At 60.3% G+C, this 26,689-nt stretch carries 19 protein-coding genes; 7 read left to right on the forward strand and 12 right to left on the reverse strand.

Annotated elements, in window-relative coordinates; genetic code table 11:
- Positions 1 to 113: 113 nt before the first annotated feature.
- Complete coding sequence (gene metE, locus ABTV29_RS25755; RefSeq protein WP_433767397.1) at positions 114 to 2,426, reverse strand: 5-methyltetrahydropteroyltriglutamate--homocysteine S-methyltransferase; 2,313 nt, start codon at positions 2,424 to 2,426, stop codon at positions 114 to 116.
- Between the two features lie 110 nt (positions 2,427 to 2,536).
- On the opposite strand from metE, the gene metR reads away from it, so the two are divergent.
- Complete coding sequence (gene metR, locus ABTV29_RS25760; protein WP_433767398.1) at positions 2,537 to 3,454, forward strand: transcriptional regulator MetR; 918 nt, start codon at positions 2,537 to 2,539, stop codon at positions 3,452 to 3,454.
- A gap of 120 nt (positions 3,455 to 3,574) precedes the next feature.
- Here metR and ABTV29_RS25765 read toward each other — a convergent pair whose 3' ends face one another.
- The 5 genes from ABTV29_RS25765 to ABTV29_RS25785 all read right to left on the reverse strand — a co-directional run bounded on the left by ABTV29_RS25765 (position 3,575) and on the right by ABTV29_RS25785 (position 7,657).
- A complete protein-coding gene (locus ABTV29_RS25765; RefSeq protein ID WP_433767399.1) occupies positions 3,575 to 4,072 on the reverse strand; it encodes an N-acetyltransferase family protein in 498 nt (165 codons plus the stop codon).
- A 2-nt stretch (positions 4,073 to 4,074) separates the two neighbouring features.
- Positions 4,075 to 4,713, reverse strand: coding sequence for a LysE family translocator (locus ABTV29_RS25770; protein WP_433767400.1), 639 nt, complete (start codon positions 4,711 to 4,713; stop codon positions 4,075 to 4,077).
- A gap of 22 nt (positions 4,714 to 4,735) precedes the next feature.
- A complete protein-coding gene (locus tag ABTV29_RS25775; protein ID WP_433767401.1) occupies positions 4,736 to 5,170 on the reverse strand; it encodes an NUDIX hydrolase in 435 nt (144 codons plus the stop codon).
- Between the two features lie 148 nt (positions 5,171 to 5,318).
- Entirely contained in the window at positions 5,319 to 6,644 is a 1,326-nt protein-coding gene (locus ABTV29_RS25780) for an APC family permease (protein WP_433767402.1), read from the reverse strand.
- A gap of 191 nt (positions 6,645 to 6,835) precedes the next feature.
- The gene (locus tag ABTV29_RS25785; RefSeq protein WP_433767403.1) at positions 6,836 to 7,657 is read right to left on the reverse strand and encodes a carbon-nitrogen hydrolase family protein; all 822 of its coding nucleotides are present in this window, start codon (positions 7,655 to 7,657) and stop codon (positions 6,836 to 6,838) included.
- Positions 7,658 to 7,776: 119 nt separating this feature from the next.
- Between ABTV29_RS25785 and ABTV29_RS25790 the strand changes: the two genes are divergently transcribed.
- Both ABTV29_RS25790 and ABTV29_RS25795 read left to right on the forward strand, forming a co-directional pair.
- Positions 7,777 to 8,577: a response regulator transcription factor gene (locus ABTV29_RS25790; protein WP_433767404.1), complete on the forward strand. Its 801-nt coding sequence runs from the start codon at positions 7,777 to 7,779 to the stop codon at positions 8,575 to 8,577.
- Positions 8,578 to 8,739: 162 nt separating this feature from the next.
- Positions 8,740 to 10,359 carry an FMN-binding glutamate synthase family protein gene (locus ABTV29_RS25795; protein WP_433767405.1) on the forward strand — a complete coding sequence of 540 codons (1,620 nt, stop codon included), beginning with the start codon at positions 8,740 to 8,742 and terminating at the stop codon, positions 10,357 to 10,359.
- Positions 10,360 to 10,383: 24 nt separating this feature from the next.
- Here the strand turns inward: ABTV29_RS25795 and ABTV29_RS25800 are convergent, their stop codons facing one another.
- From ABTV29_RS25800 to ABTV29_RS25810, 3 genes are read right to left on the reverse strand one after another with little or no spacing between them, the layout of a single operon-like run.
- The gene (locus ABTV29_RS25800) at positions 10,384 to 11,892 is read right to left on the reverse strand and encodes a glucosyltransferase domain-containing protein (protein WP_433767406.1); all 1,509 of its coding nucleotides are present in this window, start codon (positions 11,890 to 11,892) and stop codon (positions 10,384 to 10,386) included.
- 1 nt (position 11,893) lies between these two features.
- Entirely contained in the window at positions 11,894 to 12,835 is a 942-nt protein-coding gene (locus ABTV29_RS25805) for a glycosyltransferase family 2 protein (protein WP_433767407.1), read from the reverse strand.
- A complete protein-coding gene (locus ABTV29_RS25810) occupies positions 12,832 to 13,206 on the reverse strand; it encodes a GtrA family protein (RefSeq protein ID WP_433767408.1) in 375 nt (124 codons plus the stop codon). The genes ABTV29_RS25805 and ABTV29_RS25810 overlap by 4 nt, the downstream gene beginning before the upstream one ends.
- 239 nt (positions 13,207 to 13,445) lie before the next feature.
- Here ABTV29_RS25810 and ABTV29_RS25815 point away from each other — a divergent pair, with 239 nt between their 5' ends.
- From ABTV29_RS25815 to ABTV29_RS25830, 4 genes are all read left to right on the forward strand, one after another.
- Positions 13,446 to 14,573 carry an OpgC family protein gene (locus tag ABTV29_RS25815; RefSeq protein WP_433767409.1) on the forward strand — a complete coding sequence of 376 codons (1,128 nt, stop codon included), beginning with the start codon at positions 13,446 to 13,448 and terminating at the stop codon, positions 14,571 to 14,573.
- A 267-nt stretch (positions 14,574 to 14,840) separates the two neighbouring features.
- Positions 14,841 to 15,299 carry an REP-associated tyrosine transposase gene (locus ABTV29_RS25820; RefSeq protein ID WP_433767410.1) on the forward strand — a complete coding sequence of 153 codons (459 nt, stop codon included), beginning with the start codon at positions 14,841 to 14,843 and terminating at the stop codon, positions 15,297 to 15,299.
- Positions 15,300 to 15,568: 269 nt separating this feature from the next.
- Positions 15,569 to 18,688: a transglycosylase domain-containing protein gene (locus ABTV29_RS25825; RefSeq protein WP_433767411.1), complete on the forward strand. Its 3,120-nt coding sequence runs from the start codon at positions 15,569 to 15,571 to the stop codon at positions 18,686 to 18,688.
- A 189-nt stretch (positions 18,689 to 18,877) separates the two neighbouring features.
- Positions 18,878 to 24,010 (forward strand): dermonecrotic toxin domain-containing protein, encoded by a 5,133-nt coding sequence (locus tag ABTV29_RS25830; protein WP_433767412.1) that lies wholly within the window; start codon positions 18,878 to 18,880, stop codon positions 24,008 to 24,010.
- A 134-nt stretch (positions 24,011 to 24,144) separates the two neighbouring features.
- Here ABTV29_RS25830 and ABTV29_RS25835 read toward each other — a convergent pair whose 3' ends face one another.
- The 3 genes from ABTV29_RS25835 to ABTV29_RS25845 are packed head-to-tail and all read right to left on the reverse strand — an operon-like array spanning position 24,145 to position 26,688.
- A complete protein-coding gene (locus tag ABTV29_RS25835) occupies positions 24,145 to 24,645 on the reverse strand; it encodes a CS1 type fimbrial major subunit (protein WP_433767413.1) in 501 nt (166 codons plus the stop codon).
- A 33-nt stretch (positions 24,646 to 24,678) separates the two neighbouring features.
- Entirely contained in the window at positions 24,679 to 25,422 is a 744-nt protein-coding gene (locus ABTV29_RS25840) for a molecular chaperone (protein ID WP_433767414.1), read from the reverse strand.
- A gap of 42 nt (positions 25,423 to 25,464) precedes the next feature.
- Positions 25,465 to 26,688: a hypothetical protein gene (locus tag ABTV29_RS25845; RefSeq protein WP_433767415.1), complete on the reverse strand. Its 1,224-nt coding sequence runs from the start codon at positions 26,686 to 26,688 to the stop codon at positions 25,465 to 25,467.
- Between the last annotated feature and the right edge of the window lies 1 nt (position 26,689).

Genomic DNA, 26,689 nt, shown 5'->3' on the forward strand with positions numbered 1-26,689 from the left:
TGCCCTAACCCATGTGGGAGCGAGCTTGCTCGCGATAGCAGAGTGTCAGTCAACATAGATGTTGAATGTTAAGCCGCCATCGCGAGCAAGCTCGCTCCTACAGGGGTTGTGTATCAGGCCAACTGGCTACGCAGCTGGCGAGCCGCCGCCACCATGTTGACCAACGCCGCCTCGGTCTCCGGCCACGCCCGGGTCTTCAACCCGCAATCGGGGTTGACCCACAGGCGCTCGGCCGGAATCCGCTTCACCGCCTTGCTCATCAACTTGACCATCTCGGCGGTATCCGGCACCCGTGGCGAATGGATGTCGTAGACACCCGGGCCGATGTCGTTCGGGTAATCGAACGCCTTGAAGGCCTCCAGCAATTCCATGTCCGAACGCGAGGTCTCGATGGTGATCACGTCGGCGTCCATCGCCGCGATGGCTTCGATCACGTCGTTGAATTCGCTGTAGCACATGTGCGTGTGGATCTGGGTTTCGTCACGCACACCGCTGGCACTCAAGCGGAACGCTTCCACCGCCCAGTCCAGATATTCGCGCCATTGCTCCCGACGCAGCGGCAACCCTTCACGGAACGCGGCTTCGTCGATCTGCACGATCTTGATGCCCGCGGCCTCCAGGTCCAGCACTTCATCACGCAGGGCCAGCGCCAACTGCTGCGCCTGGACCTTGCGCGGCACATCTTCGCGGGGGAACGACCACATCAGCATGGTCACGGGACCGGTGAGCATGCCTTTCATGACCTTGTCGGTCTGGTTCTGCGCGTAAGTGATCCAGTCGACGGTCATGGCTTTCGGGCGGCTCAGGTCACCGTAGATGATCGCCGGTTTCACGCAGCGCGAACCGTAGCTTTGCACCCAGCCGAAGCGGGTGAAGGCATAACCCTCAAGCTGCTCGGCAAAGTACTCGACCATGTCGTTGCGTTCGGCTTCACCGTGCACCAGCACGTCCAGCCCCAGGCGCTCTTGGATCTGCACCGCGTGGCGGATTTCGTGGTGCATGGCGTCGTTGTAATCGTTGGCCGACAGCTTGCCCTGCTTGTAGGCCTGGCGCGCCAGGCGGATCGAACCTGTCTGTGGGAACGAGCCGATGGTGGTGGTCGGGAATGCCGGCAGTTTCAGGCGTGCACGCTGTTGCTCGATGCGTTTGGCGAACGGTGACTGACGTTGGCTGTGGGTGGCGTCGATGGCGTTGACGCGTGCCTGCACCTCGGCTTTATGAATGCGCGGCGATTGCGTGCGGCTGGCAGCAATGGCGCGGCTTTCGGCCAGCGCGGCCTGCACTTTCGGCGCTTGCGGATCGTTGAGCGCATCGCGCAGCACAGCGATTTCGCCACACTTTTGCACAGCGAACGCCAGCCAGCTTTTCAGCTCGGGGTCGAGTTTGTCTTCGCGCTCAAGGTCCACCGGGCTGTGCAACAGCGAGCAGGAACTGCTGACCCACAGGTTGTCGCCAAAGCGTTCCTGGGCAAATTGCAGTTGTTCGAGCACCGGTTCCAGCTCACAACGCCAGACGTTGCGGCCGTTGACCAGGCCCACCGAGAGAATCTTGTAGATCGGCAGGCGATCGAGCACGTGCAGCAGTTGATCCGGGGCGCGCACCGCATCGATGTGCAGGCCTTGCACCGGCAGGCCGACAGCCAGGCCGAGGTTGTCTTGCAGGCCACTGAAGTAGGTGGCCACGAGCTTTTTCAGCGGCGAATATTGCAGGATGTGATAGGCCCGTTCGAAGGCGTTTTTCCATTCCTGCGGCAGGTCGAGGATGAGGATCGGCTCATCGATCTGCACCCACTCCACACCCTGGGCGGCAAGGCGGCCGAGGATTTCACCGTAGATCGGCAGCAGGCGCTCCAACAGGTCGAGTTTGTCGAAGTCGTTGCCTTTCGCCTTGCCCAACCACAGGTAAGTCAGCGGGCCGATGATCACGGGCTTGACGTTGTGGCCCAGGGCACGGGCTTCCTCAACTTCATCGAACAGCTGTTCCCAGCTCAGCCTGAACTGTTGGTCAGCGGTAAATTCCGGGACCAGATAGTGGTAGTTGGTGTCGAACCACTTGGTCAGTTCCTGGGCGTGCTGTGTTTTGTCATGGTCGCCGCCACAGCAGTTGGCGCTGGCACCACGGGCCATGGCGAACAGGGTGTCGAGGGTCGGCAGGCCGCGTTCGTCGCGGGTGCTGGCGAAACGCTCTGGGATCACGCCGAAAGCCAGGGAATGGCTGAGCACCTGGTCGTACCAGGCGAAGTCGCCGACCGGCAGCAGGTCGATGCCGGCGTCTTTCTGCAATTGCCAGTGGGTGGCGCGCAATTGGCGGCCGACGCTTTGCAGCGCGCTCTGGTCGAGGTCGCCCTTCCAGTAGGCTTCGAGGGCTTTTTTCAGTTCGCGGTCGGCGCCGATGCGCGGGAAACCCAGAGTGTGTGCCACGGCCATGTCGAAGGTGCTCCTGTGTAAAAGATGGCGCTATTGTCGACAGCCAGGCCATCATGAGACAAACTCAACCTTTTCGTGTTGATCACAAGTTTTCCTCATGGAGCCCTCCGGTGCTTGAACTCCGTCATCTGAAAACCCTGCACGCCCTGCGCGAAGCCGACAGTCTGGTGGATGCCGCCGACCGCCTGCACCTGACCCAGTCGGCGCTGTCCCACCAGTTCAAGGAGCTGGAAGAGCGCATGGGCATGCAGTTGTTCGTGCGCAAGACCAAACCGGTGCGGTTCACCAGCGCCGGCCTGCGCTTGCTGCAATTGGCCGACGCGACCCTGCCGCTGCTGCGCGCTGCTGAACGCGACATCGCGCGATTGGCCGGTGGCACCGCCGGGCGCCTGCACATGGCCATCGAATGCCACAGCTGCTTCCAGTGGCTGATGCCGACCATCGACCAATTCCGTGATGCCTGGCCGGAAGTCGAACTGGACCTGGCCTCGGGCTTCTCCTTCGCACCGCTGCCGGCGCTGGCCCGTGGCGACCTGGATCTGGTGGTGACCTCCGACCCGGTGGATTTGGTGGGGATCACCTATGTACCGCTGTTCACCTATGAAGCGATGCTCGCGGTGGCCAACCAGCACCGATTGGCGGGCAAGGCCTACATCGTCCCCGAAGACTTGCTCACCGAAACCCTGATCACTTACCCGGTGGAACGTGATCGACTGGACATCTTCACCCGCTTCCTCGAACCGGCCGATGTCGAACCGGCGCAGGTTCGCACCTCGGAACTGACGGTGATGATGATGCAACTGGTGGCCAGCGGACGCGGCGTGTGCGGCATGCCTCATTGGGCGCTGCATGAATACAGTTCACGGGGATATGTGAAAGGCAAGCGGCTGGGCGAGAAGGGATTGTTCGCAACGCTGTACGCGGCGATCCGCGCCGACATGCTGGATGCGCCCTACATGCGCGATTTCCTGCTGACGGCGAAAGACACGTCGTTTTCGACGCTGGATGGGGTTAGCGCGGTTCGCTAACAACACACATCCCCTGTAGGAGCGAGCCTGCTCGCGATGGCGGCGGGCCAGTCAGCATCGATGTCGACTGACACTCCGTCATCGCGAGCAGGCTCGCTCCCACAGGGTATTGCGGCGGCTTCAGATCTCGCGCCACATATGAATCTTGTCGAAGTACTCCTCCCCCACCCGCACAGCCATCGGCTCCAGGCCGAACTGGATGAAGCCGCAGCGCCGGTAAAGGTTGAACGCGGTGTCATTGCCGGCGGTGACGGTCAGCTTCACCAGGCGCAATCCCTGATGGCTGCGCGCTTCGGCCAACACGGCCTCTACCAGTTGCCGGCCAAGCCCGAGCTGGCGCGCGTTCGCCGATACGTACATGCCAAACAGCGTCGCCTTGTGCCGGGCCTTTTCCCGGGGTTCGAAGGCGAGCCCGGCGATGCCCGCCAGCCGCCCCTCCACGAACCCGCCGAACACCACGTCCAGCTTGCCGCTCAGGCGCGACTCCCACCAGTGCAGCGGCATTGACGCACGCTCGCGTACGCTGGAGGTAAAGGCCTGCGGATGCCGGTCATAGGCTTCGAGCATCAGCGCCCGGTAGTCGAGGGCATGGCTGGCATCCAGACGCTCGATCCACATGCTCAGGCCATCCGGCGTTGTTCTAGCATCAGCCGCAGCGCCAGCGCCGACAGCACAAAACCCATGAAATAACGCTGCATGGCCAGCCAGGTCGGGTTGTTGACGAACCACGAGGCGATCCCCGCGGCAAACAGGGCGATCAGCAAATTGACGCAAAAGCTGACGCTGATCTGGGTCAGCCCCAGCACGATGCTCTGGGTGAACACCGAACCGTGCTCGGGCGAGATGAATTGCGGGAACACCGACAGGTAGAACACCGCGATCTTGGGATTCAGGGCGCTGGTGAGAAAGCCCATGGTGATCAGCTTGCGCGACGAGTCCGGCGGCAACTGTTGTGCCTCGAACGGCGAACGCGCGCCGGGTCTGACCGCCTGCCAGGCCAGCCACAACAGGTACAACGCACCGGCCCACTTCAGCACTTCGTAGGCCATCGGCACCGCCAGGAAGACCGCTGTCAGACCGGCAGCAGCGGCAAACACGTGGACGAAGAACCCGGCCACCACCCCCAGCAACGAGGTCACGCCGGCCTTGCGTCCCTGGCAGATCGAACGGGAAATCAGGTAGATCATGTTCGGCCCCGGCGTCAGTACCAGCAGCAACGCGGTGGCGGCGAAAATCAGCAAGTCTTGAAGGGGGATCATGGCGGGTCCTTGCTAAGGATGATCAGGCGGTTGCGGTGAGCGAAGCCCGATAAAACGGCAGGATCAGGTCCCGTGTCAATGGCGCCAGGACGAGATCGCCATCCCCGGCCGGGTCGATCCAGATCACCTCTTCGATCTCGGCCGCAGGGGTGACGCTGGCATCAATGCTGAGCAGGAAGATCTCGGCCTTCACGACACATCCGGGCTCGTTGGCAGCGGGTGCCGAGAACTGGCCAAGAAAGGTGGCGTGCGTCGGATCGATGACCAGCCCCAGCTCTTCTTCCAACTCGCGGGCCAGGGCGTTGACCGGTTGCTCATGGGCTTCGATCTTGCCACCCGGTTGCATGAACGCCTCGGTGCCACGCTTGCGCACCAGCAGGGTTCGACCGTCAGGGCCGATCAGCAGGGCGGCGGCGATGTGGATAAGTCCGGTGGGCTGGGCAGGAAACGTCGACATGAAAAAGGCCTTTGACTCAAAAGCGGCAAGGATCCCATGTCATCGAAAACGACGCAAAAACTGTAGGAGCTGCCGCAGGCTGCGATCTTTTGATTTTGAGGATCAAGATCAAAAGATCGCAGCCTGCGGCAGCTCCTACAGTGGGTGACTATGTGGCTTCCTGGAAATCCATCTCAGGTGGCTGACGACGGAAACCGCTGGTCAACACGGCCAGGTACACCACGCCAATCGCCAGCCAGCTCAGGCCAAGGTAGATCGCCAGATGATCGAGGCTGACCATCAGCCACAGGTCGGCTACCAGGCCGATGAACGGGAAGATCAGGAACAGCACCATCTCGCGCAGGCCTTTCTTTTCGCCGCCGATCCAGTAATGAAAGATCACCGACAGATTGACGAGGCTGAACGCCAGGAACGCGCCGAAGTTGATGAACGAGGTCGAGGTGGTGACGTCGAGTTTCAGCGCCAGCAAGGCCACCACGGCGCACAGCAGAATGCTGTTGATCGGGGTGCCGAAGCGTTGGTGCAGGGTGCCGAAAAACGACTTCGGCAGCACACCGTCACGGCCCATGGCATACAGCAGGCGCGAACCGCTGGCCTGGGCCGACAGGCCCGAGGCGAACTGGCCGACGATCAGGCCGATCAGGAAGATCGAGACGAACAGGTCGCCGCCGATGTTGCGGGCAATTTCATAGGCCGCCGAATCCACGCTGTCGAACTGGAACGAAGGGTGGGCGATCTGCACGAAGTAGGACACACCGACGAAAATCAGCCCGCCGATCAGGGTGATCAGCATGATCGCCCGTGGGATGGTGCGGCGTGGGTCACGGGTTTCTTCAGTCAGGGTGCTGACCGCGTCGAAACCGAGGAACGAATAACAGGCGATGGCCGCGCCGCTCATGATCAACGGCATCTGCATGTCGCCATTGAAGAACGGTTTGATCGACCACAACGGCGTGCTCGCATCACCGGCCACGTAGTGCACGCAGAGGGCGACGAAAGCCACCAGCACCAGGAACTGCACCAGCATCAGCAAGGCGTTGACGCCATTGGCCAGTTTCAGGCCGACGATGTTGATGGCGCTGGTGATGCCGATGAACGCCAGCACCCAGATCCACTGCGGTACTGCCGGGAACGCGGAATTGAGATAAGCGGCGCCGATCAGCCAGATGGCCATGGGCAGGAACAGGTAATCGAGCAGCACCGCCCAACCGGCGATGAACCCGAGTTTCGGGCTGATGGCCTTGCGCACGTAGCTGTAGGCGGAACCGGCAACCGGGAAGGCCGAGGCCATGCGCCCGTAGCTCAGGGCGGTGAAGAACATCGCCACCAGCGCCGCCAGATAAGCGGCCGGTACCATGCCAGCGGTGGATTGAGCGAGGATGCCAAAGGTGCCGAGCACAATGATCGGCGTCATGTAGGCGATGCCAAACAGCACCACCGAGCCTAATGACAGGGTGCGTTGCAAACGAGCCATGGGCGACTACTCCGGATGTTATTGGATTTATGGCAGAGCCGAGTTCGGCGCAGGGTTTTCGGGTGTGATCGTTCCCACGCTCCGCGTGGGAATGCAGCCAGGGACGCTCCGCGTCCCAAATCAAAAGCCGAACGCAGAGCGTCCGTTGATGCGTTCCCACGCAGAGCGTGGGAACGATCGGTTAATTCGGATCAGCCCTTGGGAATCATCAGCTCGCGCAGTCCACTGGCATGTTCGACGAGCTCCCCCGGCAACTTCAGCCGCTGATCATCCAGATACCGATAATCCTGACGCGCCGCCGTCAGCCGGTTCAGGTCCAGCTCCACTGCAAACTGCCCTTCCTCGCGGCCAGCCTCGAACAACAGCGTGCCCAGCGGATCGACCAGCGCACTGCCGCCGGCAAACAGCAGCCCGCCGTCGCCCGCTTCCACCCGGTTGACCATCAGTGCAAACGCCTGGTTTTCCTGGGCGCGGGCCATGATCGCGGTGCGGTGGGTCGGGCCGTAGGGGTCCATGTTGCCGTTGGTCACCAGCAGCAATTCGGCCCCCAGTTGCGCCAGGGCGCGGGCGGATTCGGGGAATTCGATGTCGTAGCAAATCAACAGGCCCACGCGCACGCCATTCCACAGGCAGGTGGCGTAGCGATCGCCGGCTTCATAGACGCCGCGATCCGACGCCCACAGGTGCGTCTTGCGGTATTTGAGCGCAATGCCTTCAGGGGTGATCAGCAGCGTGGTGTTGAAGAAACGGCCGTTGTCGTTCTCGGCGGTGCCAATGACCACGGCGATATTGCGATCACGGGCGGCGGCAACAATTGCGCTGACAGTCGGGCCGTCCAGCGGCTCGGCGACATCGGCCACGGATTCGGCGGAAGGGAAACCCATCAAGTGGCTTTCCGGAAACATGATCAGTTGCGTGTCGGCGGCACAGGCGTTGATCGCCATCAGGGCGCGTTCGAGGTTGTAAGCCGTGTCGTTGTCACGGCCCGCCAATTGGGCAAGTTCGACTTTCATGGGTGGTCCTTGTTCTGAACGCCGGAAAGATTGCCCGGTCGCTGTCTGTGCGCCAGTATGCGCAGCAAGCTGGCGGCCTGGAAATTACGCCGCCGGGGTAACACGATAGGGGTAGATGCATGACACTCTCGTTGGACGACATCGCCTGGCACCGTTCGGTGGGGCAACTGATCGACGCCCTGGACAAGCCCAACTTCTGGACGCAGCTTGTCCGATTGCTGGATCAATACGTGCCCTGCGACAGCTGGGTCGCCCTGCTGTTCAGCGCCGACCAGCACCCGCAAGTGTTCGCCGAATGCCCGGGCGAAGACGGCAGCCCCGACCAATTGTTCCAGGATTACCTGCGCGGCCTGTACCTGCTCGACCCCTTCTACATCGCCTGCCGCGAGCAATCGCGCACCGGTCTTTACCGCCTGTCGGAGGTGGCGCCGGAGCATTTCGAACTCACCGAATACTATCAACGCTACTTTCGTGTGAATGTCGTGGCCGACGAAATCCAGTTTAATTGTCAGCTGGAGGGCGACCGCACGCTGTGCCTGTCCCTGGGCAGCAAGCAGCGTTTCACGGCCGGGCAGATTGCCCTGTTGTCACTGGTTGCCCCATGGGTGCTGGGCTTGTTGCGCCAGCGCCTGCCCTACGAGATCAATGAAGTGGTGGCCCTGGCACCCGCGCCGGTTCCCGCGGACTGGCGGGTGCAGCTGGAAGCCTCGGTACAGCAACTCAAGGGCGCGCAACTGACCGCCAGGGAGCTGGATGTCGGGCGCCTGATGCTCAGCGGCTGCTCCAGCAAGGAAATCGCCCGCAAACTGGAAATCTCCATCGAAACCGTGAAAGTCCACAAGAAACACATGTACAGCAAGCTGGGGATCAAGTCCCAGTCGGAGCTGTTTTCGATTTTTCTGCAGGCGCAGAATGCCTGACGACCCTGTGAAATGCTTTTAACTGTGGGAGCGAGCCTGCTCGCGAAAGCGGTCTTACATTCAACATTGATGTCGACTGAACCACCGCCTTCGCGAGCAGGCTCGCTCCTACAGTGGTTGGTGTGTAGCCAAAAAATTTGAGTCCGAACCCAAGGAAACCGTATGAGCCTGTCACTCCTGAGCCGCTACGCCTTCTTTGCCGTCTGCGTGATTTTCACCCTCGCCAGCCTGCCCTTTCTCGAACACGACTGGCTCTGGCCGATCACCGCCATTACCGGCGTGCTGAGCCTGATCGGCGTGTTCGATCTGCTGCAAAGCCCCCATGCCGTGCGACGCAACTATCCGATCCTCGGCAACATCCGCTACCTGGTCGAAGGCATTCGCCCGGAAATTCGCCAGTACCTGCTCGAATCCGACAGCGACGCCCTGCCCTTTTCCCGGGCTCAACGCTCGCTGGTCTACTCCCGTGCGAAGAACGAAAGCGCCGACAAACCCTTCGGTACCCTGATCGATGTGTATCAGTCGGGCTTCGAATTCATCGGCCACTCGATGCGCCCGGCGCCGTTGAGCGACCCCAACGGTTTCCGCGTCACGGTCGGCGGCCCGCAGTGCACCCAGCCGTATTCGGCGTCGGTGTTCAACATCTCGGCCATGAGCTTCGGTTCCCTCAGCGCCAACGCCATCCGCGCATTGAACCAGGGCGCCAAGCTCGGCAACTTCGCCCACGACACCGGCGAAGGCAGCATCAGCCCTTATCACCGGGAGAACGGTGGTGACCTGACCTGGGAGCTGGGCAGCGGCTATTTCGGCTGCCGTACCGCCGACGGTCGTTTCGACCCGGAACGTTTCGCCGCCCAGGCGCAAACGCCGCAAGTGCGGATGATCGAAATCAAGTTGAGCCAGGGTGCAAAACCCGGCCACGGCGGGATCCTGCCCAAGCACAAAGTCACCCGGGAAATCGCCGACACCCGTGGCGTTCCGATGGGCGAAGACTGCATCTCGCCGTCGCGACACAGCGCGTTCTCCACGCCGATCGAGATGATGCATTTCATCCGGCAACTGCGTGAACTGTCCGGCGGCAAACCGGTGGGCTTCAAGTTCTGCCTGGGTCATCCGTGGGAGTTCATGGGCATCGCCAAGGCCATGCTGGAAACCGGCATCCTCCCCGACTTCATCGTGATCGATGGCAAGGAAGGCGGCACCGGCGCCGCGCCGCTGGAGTTCACCGACCACATCGGCGTGCCGATGCGCGAAGGTCTGTTGTTCGTGCACAACACCCTGGTGGGCCTGAACCTGCGGGACAAAATCAAGCTCGGCGCCAGCGGCAAGATCGTCAGTGCGTTCGATATCGCCAGCGTCCTGGCCATTGGCGCCGACTGGGCGAACTCGGCGCGGGGCTTCATGTTCGCCATCGGCTGCATCCAGTCGCAAAGCTGCCACACCAACAAATGCCCGACCGGCGTCGCCACCCAGGACACCCTGCGCCAGCGCGCACTGGTGGTGCCGGACAAGGCCCAGCGCGTCTACAACTTCCACCGCAACACCCTCAAGGGCCTGGCCGAAATGCTCGCCGCCGCCGGCCTCGAACATCCGTCACAGTTGTCGGCCAAGCATCTGGTGCGGCGCATGTCGGCGACCGAGATCAAGCTGTTCTCGCAGCTGCATGTGTTCCTCAAGCCCGGTGAATTGCTGACCGGGGAAGTGAACGGCGAGTTCTATTCGCGGATGTGGCAGATGGCGCGGGCGGATAGCTTCGAGCCCAATGAAATCGCTGCAGCCTGATTCTCGCGGCCCCGCCTTGATGCTTCACCAGCGAAGCGTCTTGATCGGGGCCGGCTCTTTCATGACGATGAAACCGTAATCGCCCAAAAGAAAAATCCGGTAGTACGGGCTCTCCACCAACGGCGTGAAATGCTGGTACCCCACCCGCGTCGCATTGCGCCGTTCCCTCTCTGCCACCACATTGGTGATGCCCACCTTGGGCAGGTTTTCCGCCAGCATGTAGAAGTCGATGTTCAGCAGATAGTGCAACACCGGCATCTGCTTGAACGAGCCCGCGGCCCCCAGCAGCCAGTGGTCGGAGTAAGTCACCGACATGTAGATGCGCTTTGCTTCGCGCAACGCCTGATGACTGCTGATATCCCGCTCGAGGCTGAACAGCGCACTGGTGGCGAAGGTCTTCTGCACCGTCAGTACCCGGCCATAGGCAAACGACAGCGACAGCATCGCCAGCAGCGGCACCAGCAACAGCAACGGCAATCGCTCGTGCACAGACGCCAGCGCCAGGTGGCTCAGATAGAACAGAAGCACCAGCAGCACCGCAAAGCCCATCAGGGTCCTGGCGCCTTCATTGAAATCACGGAAGAACAGCGCCACCCCCGAGACCAACAGCAGCACCAACGGCACGGCCAGCAAGCACAGCACGCCTATCAGGACTCTCTTCGGCCCGCTCTCCCGGCGCTCGACAATGATTCCCCCCAGGCGAACCGCACCGGCAATGGCACACAGCAATAACCCGGCGAATACCCAAACGAATCCGCCATGAAACAGCAACACGACTTTCTCCAGCACCCGACCGATGTTGACGCCGACTTGCAGCAAAGGCTGCGCCGACCAGTTCAGCAACAGCGCCCGGTTCTGCTCCATGTACGCAAAGGCCGTGGCCCAATAAATCAACCAGCCCAGCACAACCTGCGCGATTTTCCAGCCGATCATGGCGCCCCATTGTGGCCAGGGCATTTTGTTGGCGGCAGCCCGCAGCAGTTCAAGGCAACAGAGCCCCAGAAACACGTTCAGGCTGATCTGATACAGCCCCAGTGCCAGCGCAATCAGAAACGAAGGCACCAGCCACTGCACATTGCGCGACGGATGGCGAAACGTGATGGCGTAGATCACCGCCACCAGGCTCAAGGCCATGGGCGCGCCGTCATACTGATAGGAAAGGTTTTGCAGGAAGAACGGGTTGTACCAGAGCGGCAACAGCACCAGGCAGCAGGCGAAGGTCGGTTGGCGGAAGTGATGAAGCGTCAGGCTGGTCAGCGCGCAGGCCATGGCCAACGTGGCAATCAACAGCGGCAAGGGATAGATATTCGGTGCCGCGCCGGTGAATGTCAGTGCGTTGAAGAACAGTTGGGCGAACAAGCGCCCCTGCTCTGCCCAGGCCATGCCCGCCGAGAGCGAACGCCAGTTGTCATCGATGTAGGGATAGTCCGCGAGGATCAGCGGCAGGACGTACACCAAGGTCGCGAGCAGGAAAAACAGCCAGACCTGGCGCCGGCCCAACTCCTTTACGAAAAAATCGCTGAGCCTGCCCATGTCAGGCCCCACGTTGCGGCTTGCCGCCGACGATATCCTTGACCACGTATCGCGGCCGGTGCTTGGCCTCGATGTAAATCCGACCGATGTATTCCCCCAGAATGCCGATGCCGATCAGCTGTACGCCGCCAAGAAACAGAATGGCGGTCATCAGCGACGGATAGCCGGGCACACTGTTACCGAAGAAAATCTTGTCCAGCACCATGTACACCGCGTAGAGCACCGCGAAAATCGACACGAACCCGCCGACGTAAGTCCAGAGGCGCAATGGCACGGTGCTGAACGACGTCACGCCTTCCAGTGCCAGGTTCCAGAGTTTCCAGCCATTGAACTTGCTGCTCCCCGCCACGCGCCGGGCCCGCTCGTATTCCACCACCACCGTGTTGAACCCGGCCCAGGACAGCACGCCTTTCATGAACAATTGATGCTCGGGCAAGGTGCGGATCACGTTGACCACCTTGCGATCCATCAGGCGAAAGTCCCCGACATTCTCCTCGATGCGGGTGTACGAAATGCGATTCAACAGGTGGTAGAACAATGAGGCACTGTGGCGTTTGAGATAGCTGTCGGTGTGGCGGTCCTTGCGCTTGGCGAGCACCACATCCGCACCTTTTTGCCATTGCTCGACCAGTTTCGGGATGACACAGATGGGGTCCTGCAGGTCGACGTCCATCGGTATCACGGCATCACCGGTGGCATATTCCAGACCGGCGAACAGCGCCGGTTCCTTGCCGAAGTTGCGGGAGAAATTGATCAGCATGACCTGATCGTCCGCCTGTGCCAGCACAGCGGCTCGCTCGGCGGTGCCGTCGGTACTGCCATCGTTGATGAAAACGATTTCCACCTCGGCATCGCCAAGTTTCAGCTCCTGGCGTACGGCGCGATAGAACAGATCGATCGCCTGCTCTTCGTTGAACACCGGGACGATCAGCGAAACCTTCATGCCTCACGCTCGCGAAACACCACGTACTTGGAAAACAGGAACCCCAATACCAGGCTCAATGCGGAAAACAACGCCACCGTCAGCAAACCGTGCAGGCGCCACTGGTCACCGACATGGCCAACACCGAAGCTCAGCGCCCCCATCGCCGCCATGAACAGCAGGTAACCGCCGACCGAGAGCTTGCCGTCGAAGGTGTAGAGCCCATTCATGTAGAACGAAAACGAGGCGGCCACGCAGAACGCGGTCAGATTGCTGACCGCCTGGCGCAGCCCCGCCGCCACGCTCAGCAGGAAAAAAATCTGCCAGTGAATGAGGGTATTGGCGACACCGATCACCGCGTAACTGGAAAAGCCTTTCCACAACCGTCTCATTTTCAAGTCCCTGATTGCGCGCGTTCGCCTCACAAACATTGGAGCTTGTCTACTGTCAGAAATCGCAGGTGGCGCCACCTTTCAGACTAGCGGTTAAACGCTTTATCAACATCCCGTAATACCCCGACTTTGCAATTACCGACGAATCGGGCCACCCTGCGCGCCGCCGATGTGCGGCGCGCAACCTTTCGCGCCTTCGGCTACTCCTTTGTTCAACACCCGTTTACGAGCTTGCCGTCATGACCTCAGCGCGCGATCACCGGATCGATTTTTTTCGCGGCCTGGCACTGATCTTCATCTTCTGGGATCACGTGCCTCACAACCCGTTGGGCCAGATCACCCTGCGCAATTTCGGCTTCAGCGACGCCGCCGAAGTCTTCGTGTTCCTGGCCGGCTTTGCGGCGGTACTGGCCTACGGCAAAGTGCTGGCCCGGGAAGGTTTCCTGATCGCCTGCCTGAAAATCCTGCGCCGCGCCTGGGTGCTGTACGTGGTGCACATCTTTTTGCTGGCGATGCTCATGGGCATCGTGTTCTTCGCCAACAGTCACGTGGAAACCCGGGACCTGGTTGAAGAAATGGGCATGCACCACTTCATCAGCGACCCTCAACAAGCCTTGATCGATGAACTGCTGTTGCGCTTCAAGCCCAACCTGATGGACCCGCTGCCGCTGTACATCGTGCTGCTGGCGGGCTTGCCGCTGGCGCTGCCGTTGCTGGTGCGCAAGACCTGGGTGGTCGTCGCACTGTCCTTGGCGCTGTATCTGATGGTGCCGCTGGCCGGCTGGAACCTGGCCGCCATCAAGGACGGCGTGTGGTACTTCAACCCCGTTGCCTGGCAATTGCTGTTCGTCCTGGGCGGCGCCGCCGCGATCCACGCCCAGCGCCCACGCCAGCCCGATACCCGGCCGTTGCTGCGCCAGCCGCTGTTCGTGGCCGCGGCGGTGTATGTGCTCGCCGCCGGGGTGATTACCCTGGCGTGGCGCTGGCCACACATCCATGACGCACTGATGCCGGCCAGCCTGAGCAATCTGCTGTATCCGATCAGCAAGACCAACCTGTCGCCCGTACGCCTGCTGCACTTCCTGGCACTGGCCTACGTCGCGGCGAAACTGCTCCCCGATACCGGCTGGACGCAAAACTGGCTGGCCCGGCAAAGCTGCCGCATGGGGCGTTTTTCCCTGGAAATCTTCTGCCTGGGCGTCTTGCTGGCGCCCTTGGCGGACATGATCAATGCCATGGCCGACGACGCGTTCGCCATGCAAATTTTCACCGCTCTGGTGGGTGCAGGGTTGATGGCATTGATGGGCGCCTGGCTGGAGTTCAACAAGCGGTTGAATCGGTCACTGCAAACCGCACCCGCAACTTGATTGCCTCTGTGGCGAGGGAGCTTGCTCCCGCTCGGCTGCGCAGCAGTCGCAAAACCCGTCACCCCGTTAGTTCAGGCGGTTCGCAATTACTGGAAATGAGGCCGCTTCGCGGCCCAGCGGAGCAAGCTCCCTCGTCACAAAAAGCTCCGGCTCACCTACTCTCGAAATCTTTGATTAATCTCGGAATTTTCACTCAGACGTTATCGCCGCGTGTAGGCAGCTTCTTGACTAGGGTTGAAGCGGATTAACTGCCAAAGGATGCAAGGAATGCTTCCACGCCCTAACTCACACCTACTGCGCCATGGACGTTACTCGGAAACGGGTCGAGCCTATCTCATCACTGCCGTCGTATATCAAAGACAGCCTGTTTTCAGCGATTGGACGCTCGGACGTTTGCTGGTTGCTGAATTCAGGCGCGCCCATGAACAAGGCTGGGTCAGTTCGATTGCTTGGGTCATCATGCCTGACCATTTTCATTGGCTGGTTCAACTGGAACAGTCCACCCTGGCGCGACTCATGCAGGCCGCCAAGTCTCGCAGCACATTGACCATCAATCGAAGGCTGAACCGCGAAGGCGCATTTTGGCAAACCGGCTATCACGACAGGGCAATCCGTGATGGAGAAGATCTTCTGCCTTTCGCTCGTTACATCGTCGCTAACCCACTACGCGCAGGGCTGGTCGAGAAAATCGGCGACTACCCACTCTGGGACGCCTCTTGGCTCTAACGCCGCTCTGACGGTTTACACACCACCTGTGGCGAGGGAGCTTGCTCCCGCTCGGCTGCGCAGCAGTCGCAAAACCCATCACTCCTTCGCTCAGGTGGCTCGCAATTACTGGAAATGGGTCCGCTTCGCGGCCCAGCGGGAGCAAGCTCCCTCGCCACAAGGGCCGGTCTTTAATCGATGATTGGGGCTTCACAATTTTTTCACCATCGCCATCCACCGTCTAAGCTTCAGACAAGTCAGATCAATACGTGTGAATGGATCAGTCGACTATGGGCGCTTTATGGCAAACCGATTCGAGTAAAACCGTGGTCCCGACTGAAGATGTGGATGAGCAAGCGCCGCCCCCTGAAAAACCCCCTCGCACCCGCTCCCGGCACGGCTGGAAAGCTTTCTGGCTACTGCTGCTGATAATTGCGATTGTTGTGGGGCTGGCTGCGCAAAAGGAGATGCGTACCTCAAGGTTTCAGGCCCGGGAACTGAGCAAGTTCGCCAAGACCTTGAGTTATGAGCTCAAACCCGGTCCCAGTGATGCGGTCCGTTATCCGGGCGCGGGCCCGTTCGACCTGCGTCTGGGCTATAGCTCGATGGGTGAGTTCCTGCCGCGCCTGCTCAAGCGCGATTTTGTGATTTCCGCCCAGACCCGCTTTTCCCCGGAGCTTTTGAAGTACAGCGACAAAGGGTTGTTCGTACCCTATTCGGAAAAGATTCAGGCCGGTTTGTCGATTACCGATTGCAAGGCGGCACCGCTGTATCAGTTCAACTACCCGCAACAGCTCTATTCCAGCTTCGAATCGATCCCGCCGGTGGTGGTCAGCAGCTTGCTGTTCATCGAGAACCGCTTCCTGCTCGACCCGCGCCAGCCCCTGGCCAACCCGGCGGTAGACTGGCCGCGGTTCGGCATGGCGGCCTATACCCAGATCGCCAAGATGTTGCATTTGCCCGGTCAATCGGCAGGTGGCAGTACCCTGGCGACGCAACTGGAGAAGTACCGGCACTCGCCCGACGGCTTGACGGTCTCGGGCGGGGAAAAAATCCGCCAGATGATCTCCGCCAGCGTGCGTGCCTATCAGGATGGGCCGGACACCCTCAAGGCCCGGCAGAACGTGGTGCGCGACTACCTCAACAGCGTGCCGCTGTCGGCGGTCCCCGGTCATGGTGAAGTGCATGGCATGGCCGAAGGTTTGCGCGTGTGGTACGGCGCGGACTTCAACAAGGCCAACGAAATCCTGGCCAGTGACGCGACCGATCCACAAAGCCTGTCGGAAAAAGGCCTGGCCCTGCGCGAGATGCTGTCCTTGATGATTGCCCAGCGCCGCCCTTCCCATTACCTGACCAAGGGTCACGATGAGCTGGCCGACCTCACCGACAGCCACATTCGCCTGCTGGCACAGAACGGTGTGATCGATAAACCCTTCGCCGATGCGGCATTGGCCAGCAAGGTCACCTACCGCGACTGGCTGACCCAGCCGACCATTCAACCGATCGAAACCAACAAGGGCATCAGCGTGGCCCGCAGCCGCCTGGCCGGCCTGCTCAATCGTCCGCTGTATGACCTGGACCGCCTCGATCTCTCGGCCACCAGCACCCTGCAAGGCGATCTGCAGACCCAGGCCACGGCGTACCTGAAAAGGCTCGCCGACCCGGCGTTTGCCACAGAAATCGGCCTGATGGGCGAACGCCTGTTGACCCCCACCAGCACCACCCAGGTGCGCTACAGCTTCACCCTGTTCGAACTGACCCCGGACGGCTCGCGGGTGCGGGTACAGACCGACAGCACCGACCAGCCGTTCGACATCAACGAGGGCAGCAAACTGGAGCTGGGCTCGACCGCGAAAATGCGCGTGCTCACCACTTACCTGCAAATCATCGCCGAGCTGCACGACAAATATGCCGGCATGAGCGTCCCGGAGCTGAAGAAAGTCGAGGTGCCGGAGCTGGACCGCCTGAGCCAATGGGTCATCGAATACCTGATCCAGAACAAGGACCACAGCCTGCCGCCGATGCTCGGTGCCGCGCTGGACCGCAAATACTCGGCCAGCCCCGGCGAAGCGTTCTTTACCGGCGGCGGTCTGCACACGTTCCATAACTTCCGCAAGGAAGACAATGGCCGCATGCCGACCCTGCGCGATTCGATCCGGGAGTCGATCAACCTGCCGTTCATTCGCCTGATGCGCGACATCGTGCGCTACACCACTTATTCCGGCCCCAACAGCAGCGCGGAACTGCTCAAGGACGACCGCGATCCGCGGCGTCAGGAATACCTGGCCTCGTTCGCTGATCGCGAGGGGACTTCGTTCCTGCTCAAGTTCTGGAAGAAATACCGCAACAAGGACACCCAGGAACGACTCGAAACCTTCCTCGACAGCATGCGTCCGACGCCGATCCGTTTGGCGGCCGTTCACCGTTACTTGCTGCCACGGGCCAGTCAGGAAAGCTTCAACACCTTTGTGCGGTCACACCTGGCGGGTACCCAGCTCACCGAAAAACTGACCGACGATCGCCTTATTCGACTTTACGAGGCCTACGGCCCCGGCATCTACGACCTGCCGGACCAGGGCTTCATCGCCAAGGTGCACCCGCTGGACCTGTGGATGATGGGCTACCTGCTCAACCACCCGGATGCCACGTTCAAGGACATCGTCAAAGCCAGCCAGTTCGAACGCCAGGAAGTCTACAGCTGGCTGTTCAAGAGCCGGCACAAGGGCGCCCGCGATAACCGTATCCGCACCATGCTGGAGATCGAGGCGTTCCTCGACATTCACCAGCGCTGGCAGAAAGTCGGCTATCCGTTCGATCACCTGGTGCCGTCGCTGGCGACCGCCATCGGCAGCTCCGGCGACCGCCCCGCCGCCCTCGCCGAGCTGATCGGCACGATTCTCAACGATGGCGTGCGGATGCCGACACTGCGTATCGACAGCCTGCACTTCGCAGCCAATACGCCTTACGAAACCAAGTTGATCAACGACCCGGACGTCGGCAAACGGGTGATGCCTTCCGAAGTCGCCACGGCCATGCGCGAAGCCCTTTCGCAGGTGGTGGATGCCGGTACGGCCCGGCGTGTTTCCGGCAGCTTCACCACCCCGGACGGCAAACCGCTGGCCATGGGTGGCAAGACCGGTACCGGCGATAACCGCATCGAGGCCATCGGTTCCGGTGGGCGGATCCTGAGTTCCAAGTCCCTCAACCGCACGGCCACCTTCGTGTTCTACATCGGCGATACCCATTTCGGCACGCTGACCGCGTTCGTGCCGGGCCGCTCGGCGGAGAACTTCACCTTCACCTCGGCGTTGCCGGTGCAAGTGCTCAAGGGCATGGCGCCGATTCTCACGCCGTATCTGCAACCGGGCACCCATACACAGTGTTTGCCCGTGGACGTCGTCCGGCGTTGATGGCGCTGTCCGAAAGGACAACGCCATAGCGTTATTCAGGTCTTTCGCAGGTATATATCGTTATAACTTCCATTCAAATTCAAACGTATTGCGCCCTGCAAACCCTCTATCATCGATCAGGAATAACGACTTTAATTTGAAGTTCGACTAATTAGACTTTTATCTTCCCAACACGAAAGATAACTTCCAATGTCGAACTTCAATCAACACCCTTCTAAACTTACTTCCACCAACCGCCCATTCAAAGGTCATCATTACGACCATATAAAAAAAACAGTCAGCAAAGAACTGGCAACGACATCACTGCATCGAGCCTACGCGCTGGGCGCCACTGCATTAAAAACTGAAAGCTGGTACGAAAACGGCGAACAAGATGCACTGAAAGCCGCCAACCTGAAGGCCAGGAAAGCACAGAACGAAGCCGACGCGTTGTTCGCAAAACTCAAAGATGTTTACGCCTTCGCCGAACCCTTGCTCAAGGCCAGACTGCAACAGGCCTTCGGCGTGGAAGTGGATGTGAAGTCTACTTGTCTGCGCCTTTACTTCCCCAGGCAAACCCCGTGGTATGTGATTGATACACAACTGGGCCATGCCAGTAGAACCGTGTCCCTGCTTGATGCAGCACTGCATAACTTTGCCACTTCGGAAACATTTACCGCTGACTCCGACTTCATCAGTAAACCCGATGCCAATGGCCACTTCGATATCGTTCCAGTCAGAACAAAGATGTCCATTGAACAGTTCAAGAATCTGTGCCGGGAACTGGACATCGGCGGCCAATACAACCGATACCTCAGAGCCTTTCTACTGACCAAAGAGCCTGTCTCCCAAGCGCTGCTCGAGCTCAGGGCAACCGCCGCCCAGAAAGCGGCACTTGAAGTCGCTGCGCATCTGGCGCTGAAGAAAAAAGATATCTCCGCCGATGCATTCGACGTCGTGCTTGGAATGATCGAAGGGCGAACGGGCCTCACGCTGGACGGTAAAGTGATGCAGTGCTGCGAACTGTCGATACTGGATGCGTCGTTGACCGGAGTCGTGTTGTTCACCGCCGCCAAAGAAAGTCGTGGCATCGACAAGTTGATTGCCTACGTTCCCCACGACCCCGAACACCCGCTCAAAGAATATGCCTCGGGGCTTGCATTCCTGCAGGAATTGACCCGCCAGCTGCGTGACAACAAAACCATCCCTTCAACCAGGACCAACTATTGGCAGTTCTTCAGCCAATTCATCGATCAGCAACAGCGCGGGCATTTTTTCGCCGGCCTAGAGCAACGCCTCAGCGTAGTGAAATGGCATGAAAAGGATCGCCTTGATCCGGGGCCCTCCTGGCGGGCGATCCCCGTGGATAAGCCTAATCATCTGGAGTTTCGGGTCACGCCCATCGGCAGGGATCTGTGGCAGCACCTCTACCAGAGGAAGATCAACAAACTCATCAATGACGCCCAGGACATCGCCGTGTCGACCGCCAGGACCGACCAGGCGGCACGCTGGGCCTGGTGGGACAACTTCACAAAGATGCTCTCGGACATCTTCAACGCAGCCTTGTTGGTGGCGACCCCCTTCGTACCGGGGTTGGGCGAACTCATGCTGGCCTATACCGCCTATCAATTGGCGACCGAAGTTGTCGAAGGCGTCGTGGACCTGGCCGAAGGGCAGTTCGTCGAACTGGCCGAGCATGTGGTGGGCGTGGTGACCGATGTCATTCAACTGGCGGCGTTCGGTGCCGGTGTGGCCATAGGCAGTGAGTTTCGCCTGAAGCTTTCGCCCCTCGTCGAAGGGATGAAGCCGGTGACCTTGCCCGATGGCAAGACGACGTTGTGGCACCCCGACCTCAAGCCTTACGAGCAAACCGGTGTAACACTGCCCGATGCGTCGCAACCTGATGCCCTCGGCCTGTATCGGCACCTCGATCAACACATGCTCGCACTGGAAGGCAAGGTGTACGCCATCGAGAAACCCGCCGCGACTGATGCGGACACAACGCACCGGATCAAACACCCCAATCGCCCGAATGCCTACTCGCCCAAGCTCGACCATAACGGTCACGGCGCCTGGGTCCATGAAGGCGAGAATCCGGCTGACTGGCAAGGTGAAACCCTGATGCGTCGCCTGGGCCACAGTGTCGAGCGATTCACACCAATTGAACACGAGCAGATCCGCATCAGCAGCGGCACCGACGATAATCAATTGCGGCGGATGCATATCGACCATGCACCACCACCGCCCCTGCTGGCCGACACTCTCCTGCGCTTCAGCGCGCTCGACGAGGTGCGCATCGCCAGTGCCAACCTGCGCGGCGGGCGACCGCTGGCGCCCGAATCCGTCTGGTTCGAGCCGCTGCTGACCGAGCTGCCGGGCTGGCCGACGGCAAGGGCGTTGAAGGTTTATGAAGGGGCTGACTTGAGCGGTCAGTCGCGCGCCTACGGCAACGCCCAAGCGACTGCCGCCAATACCCTGAGCGTAGGCCTGCCTGAGCTGCTGTCCGGCCGGTTTGCCGAGCGCGTCATGGCTTTTTTGAGCGAGACCGAAATCAGCAGCCTGCTCGGTCGGGACGTACCGCGTGCCGAACGCGCCCAAGCCTTGCGCAATAAACTGGCGGATGTCGTTGACCGGCGCCGCGGCGACATATCCCGCTTCATCTACCAGGCGGGACAAAGGTCGGACAAAGCGGATGTGCAGGTGCTGAGACAGACGTTTACCGACCTGCCGCTCACGCTTGCGGAAAAAGTGTTGGCGCAGGCCACGCCAAACGAACTGCGGCGGATAGTCGATGAAAAACGCTTGCCCTTGCGCCTCAAAACACTGGCCCGCGAAGTGGACTTCGAAGTACTCACTACACGCGCCTATGACGGCTTTTATCACGAGGCACTGCTGAGCCCCGACACCGAGAGACTGGCGCTCAATACCATGAGATTCTTCAGTGACAGCTTCGGCGACCTGCGCATGGAAGTGCGCAGTGGCAATCACGACGGCCCATTGCGCTGCAGCGTCGGCCCGGACGATGCGTCGACGGTGAGGCTGTTGATCCGTGATGAGCGCGGCCGCTACGAAGTACTCGATGACAACAACCGCCCACTACACCCCGCTGGCGATTTCTACGAAGCGATCCTGCACGCCCTGCCGGTGGAAAAGCGCGCGCAACTGGGCTACCAGACCGGTCAGGGGCGCCTGCTCGAACTGTGGATCATGGAACGCTCCGCGCCACCGGCCCAGCGCCGCGTTGTGTTGGCGCAGCCGCCGATTCGTTCGGTGGCCAGTGTTGAAACGAACGATCTGGTGCGCACCCCTTGGTGGTTCTTCGGCACAAGGACTCCCGAGCAAAGGGTCCAGGAACTCTATCCAAAACTGAGCGATCGACAGGTGACATCCTTTGTCGAGAACTTGCGCGTCAAAGGTGATCCCGACAAGGCCATCGACCGGCTCAAGAGTGACCTCGAGCAACTGCGCAACACCCTCCAGGCATGGCGGAACAACCAGCCTGTCCAGTTTGATGACAACGGGGAGCAGATCTTTGGCGTAAATGGGGTGTTCCTGCGAACCGGTGGCAGCCATATCGAGCGCCGGCTGCTGGAATGCTTCGAGCGCAAAAGCAAAGCCTTCGGTGAACGCAGCGTGCACCCGGCCGGTGGTTATACGCTGGATCTGTCTTCCGAAACCCTGGGCCCGGATCTGGAACGCTGGTGGAAAGAGTTGCGTGAGCTGCCCGACATCAGGAAATTCCTCAACCAGATCACCACCCTGAATCTGAACAATGCACGGTATTCCACCCGCGCCGGCGGCCTGTTGAGCGACCTGCCCAACCTGCGTCAGCTGAGCGCCCGCGACGGCAGTTTGACCCTGATCCCCCCGGTTATCGGCGATCTGCATCAGCTCAGGGTCCTCGACCTTGCCGACAATAGAATCGTCATGTCGCCCCATTCCCGTGAACTCTTGGGTCATCTCACCCGCCTGGAAACACTGAGGCTGGACGGCAATCCACTGCGCCAGCCTCCGGATGTCAGCGCCATGCCCGGGTTGAAAGTGCTTCGCTTGGCCAATACCGGTATCGAGGACTGGCCGCCTGGCCTGTTCACGGCCGGGGCTGCCGTGCAGAACCGTCCGCGCCACTTCTTGCTCGACATGCGCCGATGCCCGATCAACAGTTTGCCGCAGGTCACATCCGGCTCGGATCAGGCATTCGTGCTGGCGCGCTCGCGCTTCAGTACCACCCGCCTGTCCGACCCCGATCGGGCGCGTTTTGGCGACTATCGCGAGTCCGTGGGTTTTGCTCGCCAGCAGGTGTACGTCGAGGCGGTTGTAGATGAATTGGCCCATTGGAAAATTTCCTCGACTGATACTTCGTTTTTCAGTCCCTCGGAAAGTTACAGGGCCCAGAGGGAGGAGTCCTGGCACGATGTGTTGGCGGAACACGGCGCCTTCGAGTTCTTCAAAGTCATTCGCCGGCAGCGAGACAGCCAGGATTACCAGAACCTTCGGTCGCGCCGGCAACTCACCCATCGCGTCTGGCAGATGGTCGAAGCCATGGCGGTGGACAGCGACTTGCGCGAGGAACTGTTCATGCAAGCCGGCGAACCCGAGACCTGCGCCGATGCCGGGTCGCAGCTGTTCAACCGCATGGGAATGAAGGTACTGGTGTCTCAGGCCTACATGGAGTCGACGTCTGCCAGCCAGCTTGAAAACAACCTGGTCAGACTGGCCCGCAGCGCCGCTCGCCTGGACATGGTGGGTGACATCGCCAGAGCCGAGATCAGCCACCAGCAACAGCAGCACCTGATCAATCCGGCAGGTAACAACGCACCGGATGATGTGGAAGTGCATATGGCCTTCGAAACCGGGCTGGCGAAAAAGATGGATCTGCCCTGGAGGTCCGAGGACATGCTGTCTGAAACCCGTTCGGGCGTCGATCAGGCCAAAATCGAAACGGCCTGGAAAACCATTATCGAACGCGAGCGCGGCGACGGACTGGTCAACGGGATGATCGATCTATTCGAACATCCGTTCTGGGAGGAGTATCTACGCAAGACCTACCCGGACCAGTTCGAGACGAACGATCGTCTTTATGCAACCAAGCACGCGCAGCTCGAAACGCTGCGCGAGACTCAAAAGGAATGGGCTCACCACCAGGATCGGGAACAGACCAACCAGATATTCAAGAAACTGGAAGATCTGGCCAAGGCGCTGAACATTCCCGAGCAAGACGTGTTCACTGGCGAAGAAATGACCCCGTGGTTTTACAAACGGCAGATCACCGACATGGCCTATGCACGAAACTGGCTGGCCAGGGAACTGACCCACGCGGCGCTGACAAGGGCCGGGCTTTAAATCCTCGCTCGACCTGACACTGGGTTCAGGGCGCCCTGGCGTTGCAAGATGACATCCGGTCGCCGCAGCCATTGACCGGCCGCAATCCGGCCGGTTTCACCCTGATCCACTCCCGCAGCTCGGATATTCCTGCCTTACGCTCCAGGCGCCCTGGCGTTGAACAGCAACAGGACGTTGCCGTCATAGTCCCCGGGTTTGTACCCGCCCGACGGTTTCACCGGCTGTATCTCCAGTAATACACGGGTGCCCACGGCCGCCTCTGCCTGGGTCACCACTTCCCGTGGGCGGATATCCGGGCTCAATTCCACACCGTTGAAACTCACCCGCAGCGGGATTTCCTCTCCCGGCCTGCCGTTCGACAGGTAAGGCGCACTTTCAAGGCGCGCTTCTATGGCACTGGTGTCATGCCGAACATCGAAATGCTTGCGCAAACCGCCCATGGTCGAAGAGGGGTAGTCCCATTGGAGTCGTTGAGGACGATGGATCCAGTCCGGCTCGGCCGGGATGATGTAAAACGGTCGACTGGGGATGGTCAGGCTGACCTCGAAATTGAGCTCCTCCCGGGCCGCCCAGGTCGGGACACTCATCAGTGCGGTGAAAGCCACCAGTGTGGCGACGGCGCATTGCTTGTTCATGTTCGATACCTACCGCGTCTATGGGAGCGACCGTTAGCGGCTCGCCACCTTCAGGTCTTTTTTGCTGTCGCCTTCGATCAGTTTGAAACGGTATTCACGGCCCGGCTCCTTGTCGAAAGCGAACGCCTTGCCGGCCATGACGTGATGTTTGGTGGTCGCGCCACAGTCGGTTTCCCTGGCCAGTGAGCAGCTTTTGAACTCATCGACCACCAGCACCGTGTTGCCGTTGTTGCGCAACTCATAACGGTCAGCCGTTTCATTGATCAGCGTGTCGTAGCGGGCATCCTTGGGCCTGACAAAGAACACGATGCCAAAACCGGTCATCACGTTGACGCCGGCGGACAGTGTCTTTTTGTAGTCTTCGCGCTCTTCGCTGCTGACCAGGAACTCGTCTTCCTTTTCCGGCACCACCGGCACGAAACGCACCCGGAAGTACCGTTCGCGGTCACGCTCGCCCATGTACAGCAAGCGCGTGCCCTGCATGCCCTGGGCCGGGATGATCAGCCGCGCCGGACTGGCCATCAAACCGTTGCGCGACGCGCCATCGGCCGCGGCCACGACCGGTATTTCCTTGGGCATACCTTCGCTGTCATAGACGATTTCCAGCACGTTGACCTTGACGAATGCGGTGCTGTCACCGCTGTTGAATATGCGTTTAAGGTAGGTGCTTTTGTCGCCATCCAGATAGTCGTACACGGTGCCTACATTGATCTGCGGCCCGGCCTGAAGCCCCCCGCAGAACACACCCATCACGCAGAGCAAAAACAGACGTTTCATCGCCTTGTACCTCATAAAAAAATTAAGCACGGTGAAGGATGCTCAGGCTTCCGAGTCCCAGATGATGGTGATGTCGCCAATGAACGTGTCGCTCACGCCGGGCTTGAGTATCTGATCGATGTGGACTTTCAACATCTCGAAGCGAAGCGAGCCCGCTTTTCGATCGACGTAATGTCCAGGCTGAAAGGGACCAGCCCATTCCTTGTGTCGCAACGCGAGATAGGTGACGGCTCCCCCTCCTCCGGGACCTTCAATTCCGGAAGGCAAGCTGAGTTGCACGGTGGTGGCCGTGCGCACTCCCGAAGTCGGACTGCGCAAATTGCAATGGGCCAGAGAAAACGTCTCGCCGCACTCCATCATCACTTTGAAGCGCGACGACGCGGAGAGATAGAACGCTTGATCGCGATAAATCCTGCTCGGCTTTTGACCGCTGTTGATCCAGCGTTGCCAGCCGCCTTCAGGCTCCAGCACCACTTTGTTGCCGCCCGGTGGGAGGTCGACCTTCAAGGTGTGCTGCACGTCGAGGACGAAGTCCAGGGTCAGGTTGTTGTCATCCGGCACCATCATGGTCCCCATCTGAAAATCACCGCCGGGGCCGAGGTGGTAAGACAACGATCCGCTATACAGCCCGGAGGACATGCCCAACGGATTGGGGGTGCGCAATTCATAAGCGAAATCGATGGCGTTGAAGTACATCGACGGGATCCGGTAAGCGGCCACCTTGATGCAGGGTGCCTCGACCGGCGCCTTCCAGAAGAATTTGTAGGTCGCGGGGGTGTAGGCCCCGACGCCGCTGTACTGGCAGGGGGACGGGGCATACACCCAACTGCTGCTGGTCCAGAGTTTTTGATGACCCTCGAGGATGTTCGATACCCCTACCAGGTTGGCCGCCGTATCGCTGAGGAAGAAGCTGGAACCGATGCCGATGATGCGCACCTCGACGGTTTCGGTTTCCTGAGTATCCCGGTTGGTAACGGTCAGTTGCCGCCAGTTGGCTGGCACCTTCAATCCCAGGCCGTCGCCGGGCATGAGGGCGCGCGTGGAGTCGAACCGTACCGGAACGTGAATGCTGAACATGTTGTTGTCCGCGCACTCACTGGGATAACTGGCGCAATAGCCACTGTTGGGCGTCTTGTTGATAAATACGTTCCTGTTCGGCTGCGACGGATCCGGCTGGAACAACGCCCTGATTTCCCGATTCACCGCCTCTGCCGCCGGCATGCTCAGCGCCGCGAGCAAACCCAACCCATACGCAAATCCATTCATG

Origin of the sequence: Pseudomonas putida (assembly GCF_050989985.1) — a bacterium.
GTDB lineage: Bacteria > Pseudomonadota > Gammaproteobacteria > Pseudomonadales > Pseudomonadaceae > Aquipseudomonas > Aquipseudomonas putida_AI.

Bases quoted from the DNA above. Each gene is read 5' to 3' on its own strand.
- ABTV29_RS25815 (WP_433767409.1), top strand. From the start codon at position 13,446: ATGACCTCAGCGCGCGATCACCGGATCGATTTTTTTCGCGGCCTGGCA.
- ABTV29_RS25820 (WP_433767410.1), top strand. From the start codon at position 14,841: ATGCTTCCACGCCCTAACTCACACCTACTGCGCCATGGACGTTACTCG.
- ABTV29_RS25795 (WP_433767405.1), top strand. From the start codon at position 8,740: ATGAGCCTGTCACTCCTGAGCCGCTACGCCTTCTTTGCCGTCTGCGTG.
- ABTV29_RS25830 (WP_433767412.1), top strand. From the start codon at position 18,878: ATGTCGAACTTCAATCAACACCCTTCTAAACTTACTTCCACCAACCGC.
- ABTV29_RS25825 (WP_433767411.1), top strand. From the start codon at position 15,569: ATGGGCGCTTTATGGCAAACCGATTCGAGTAAAACCGTGGTCCCGACT.
- ABTV29_RS25770 (WP_433767400.1), bottom strand. From the start codon at position 4,713: ATGATCCCCCTTCAAGACTTGCTGATTTTCGCCGCCACCGCGTTGCTG.
- ABTV29_RS25800 (WP_433767406.1), bottom strand. From the start codon at position 11,892: ATGGGCAGGCTCAGCGATTTTTTCGTAAAGGAGTTGGGCCGGCGCCAG.
- ABTV29_RS25790 (WP_433767404.1), top strand. From the start codon at position 7,777: ATGACACTCTCGTTGGACGACATCGCCTGGCACCGTTCGGTGGGGCAA.
- ABTV29_RS25765 (WP_433767399.1), bottom strand. From the start codon at position 4,072: ATGTGGATCGAGCGTCTGGATGCCAGCCATGCCCTCGACTACCGGGCG.
- ABTV29_RS25780 (WP_433767402.1), bottom strand. From the start codon at position 6,644: ATGGCTCGTTTGCAACGCACCCTGTCATTAGGCTCGGTGGTGCTGTTT.
- ABTV29_RS25775 (WP_433767401.1), bottom strand. From the start codon at position 5,170: ATGTCGACGTTTCCTGCCCAGCCCACCGGACTTATCCACATCGCCGCC.
- ABTV29_RS25810 (WP_433767408.1), bottom strand. From the start codon at position 13,206: ATGAGACGGTTGTGGAAAGGCTTTTCCAGTTACGCGGTGATCGGTGTC.
- ABTV29_RS25840 (WP_433767414.1), bottom strand. From the start codon at position 25,422: ATGAAACGTCTGTTTTTGCTCTGCGTGATGGGTGTGTTCTGCGGGGGG.
- ABTV29_RS25785 (WP_433767403.1), bottom strand. From the start codon at position 7,657: ATGAAAGTCGAACTTGCCCAATTGGCGGGCCGTGACAACGACACGGCT.
- ABTV29_RS25805 (WP_433767407.1), bottom strand. From the start codon at position 12,835: ATGAAGGTTTCGCTGATCGTCCCGGTGTTCAACGAAGAGCAGGCGATC.
- ABTV29_RS25835 (WP_433767413.1), bottom strand. From the start codon at position 24,645: ATGAACAAGCAATGCGCCGTCGCCACACTGGTGGCTTTCACCGCACTG.
- ABTV29_RS25845 (WP_433767415.1), bottom strand. From the start codon at position 26,688: ATGAATGGATTTGCGTATGGGTTGGGTTTGCTCGCGGCGCTGAGCATG.
- metE (WP_433767397.1), bottom strand. From the start codon at position 2,426: ATGGCCGTGGCACACACTCTGGGTTTCCCGCGCATCGGCGCCGACCGC.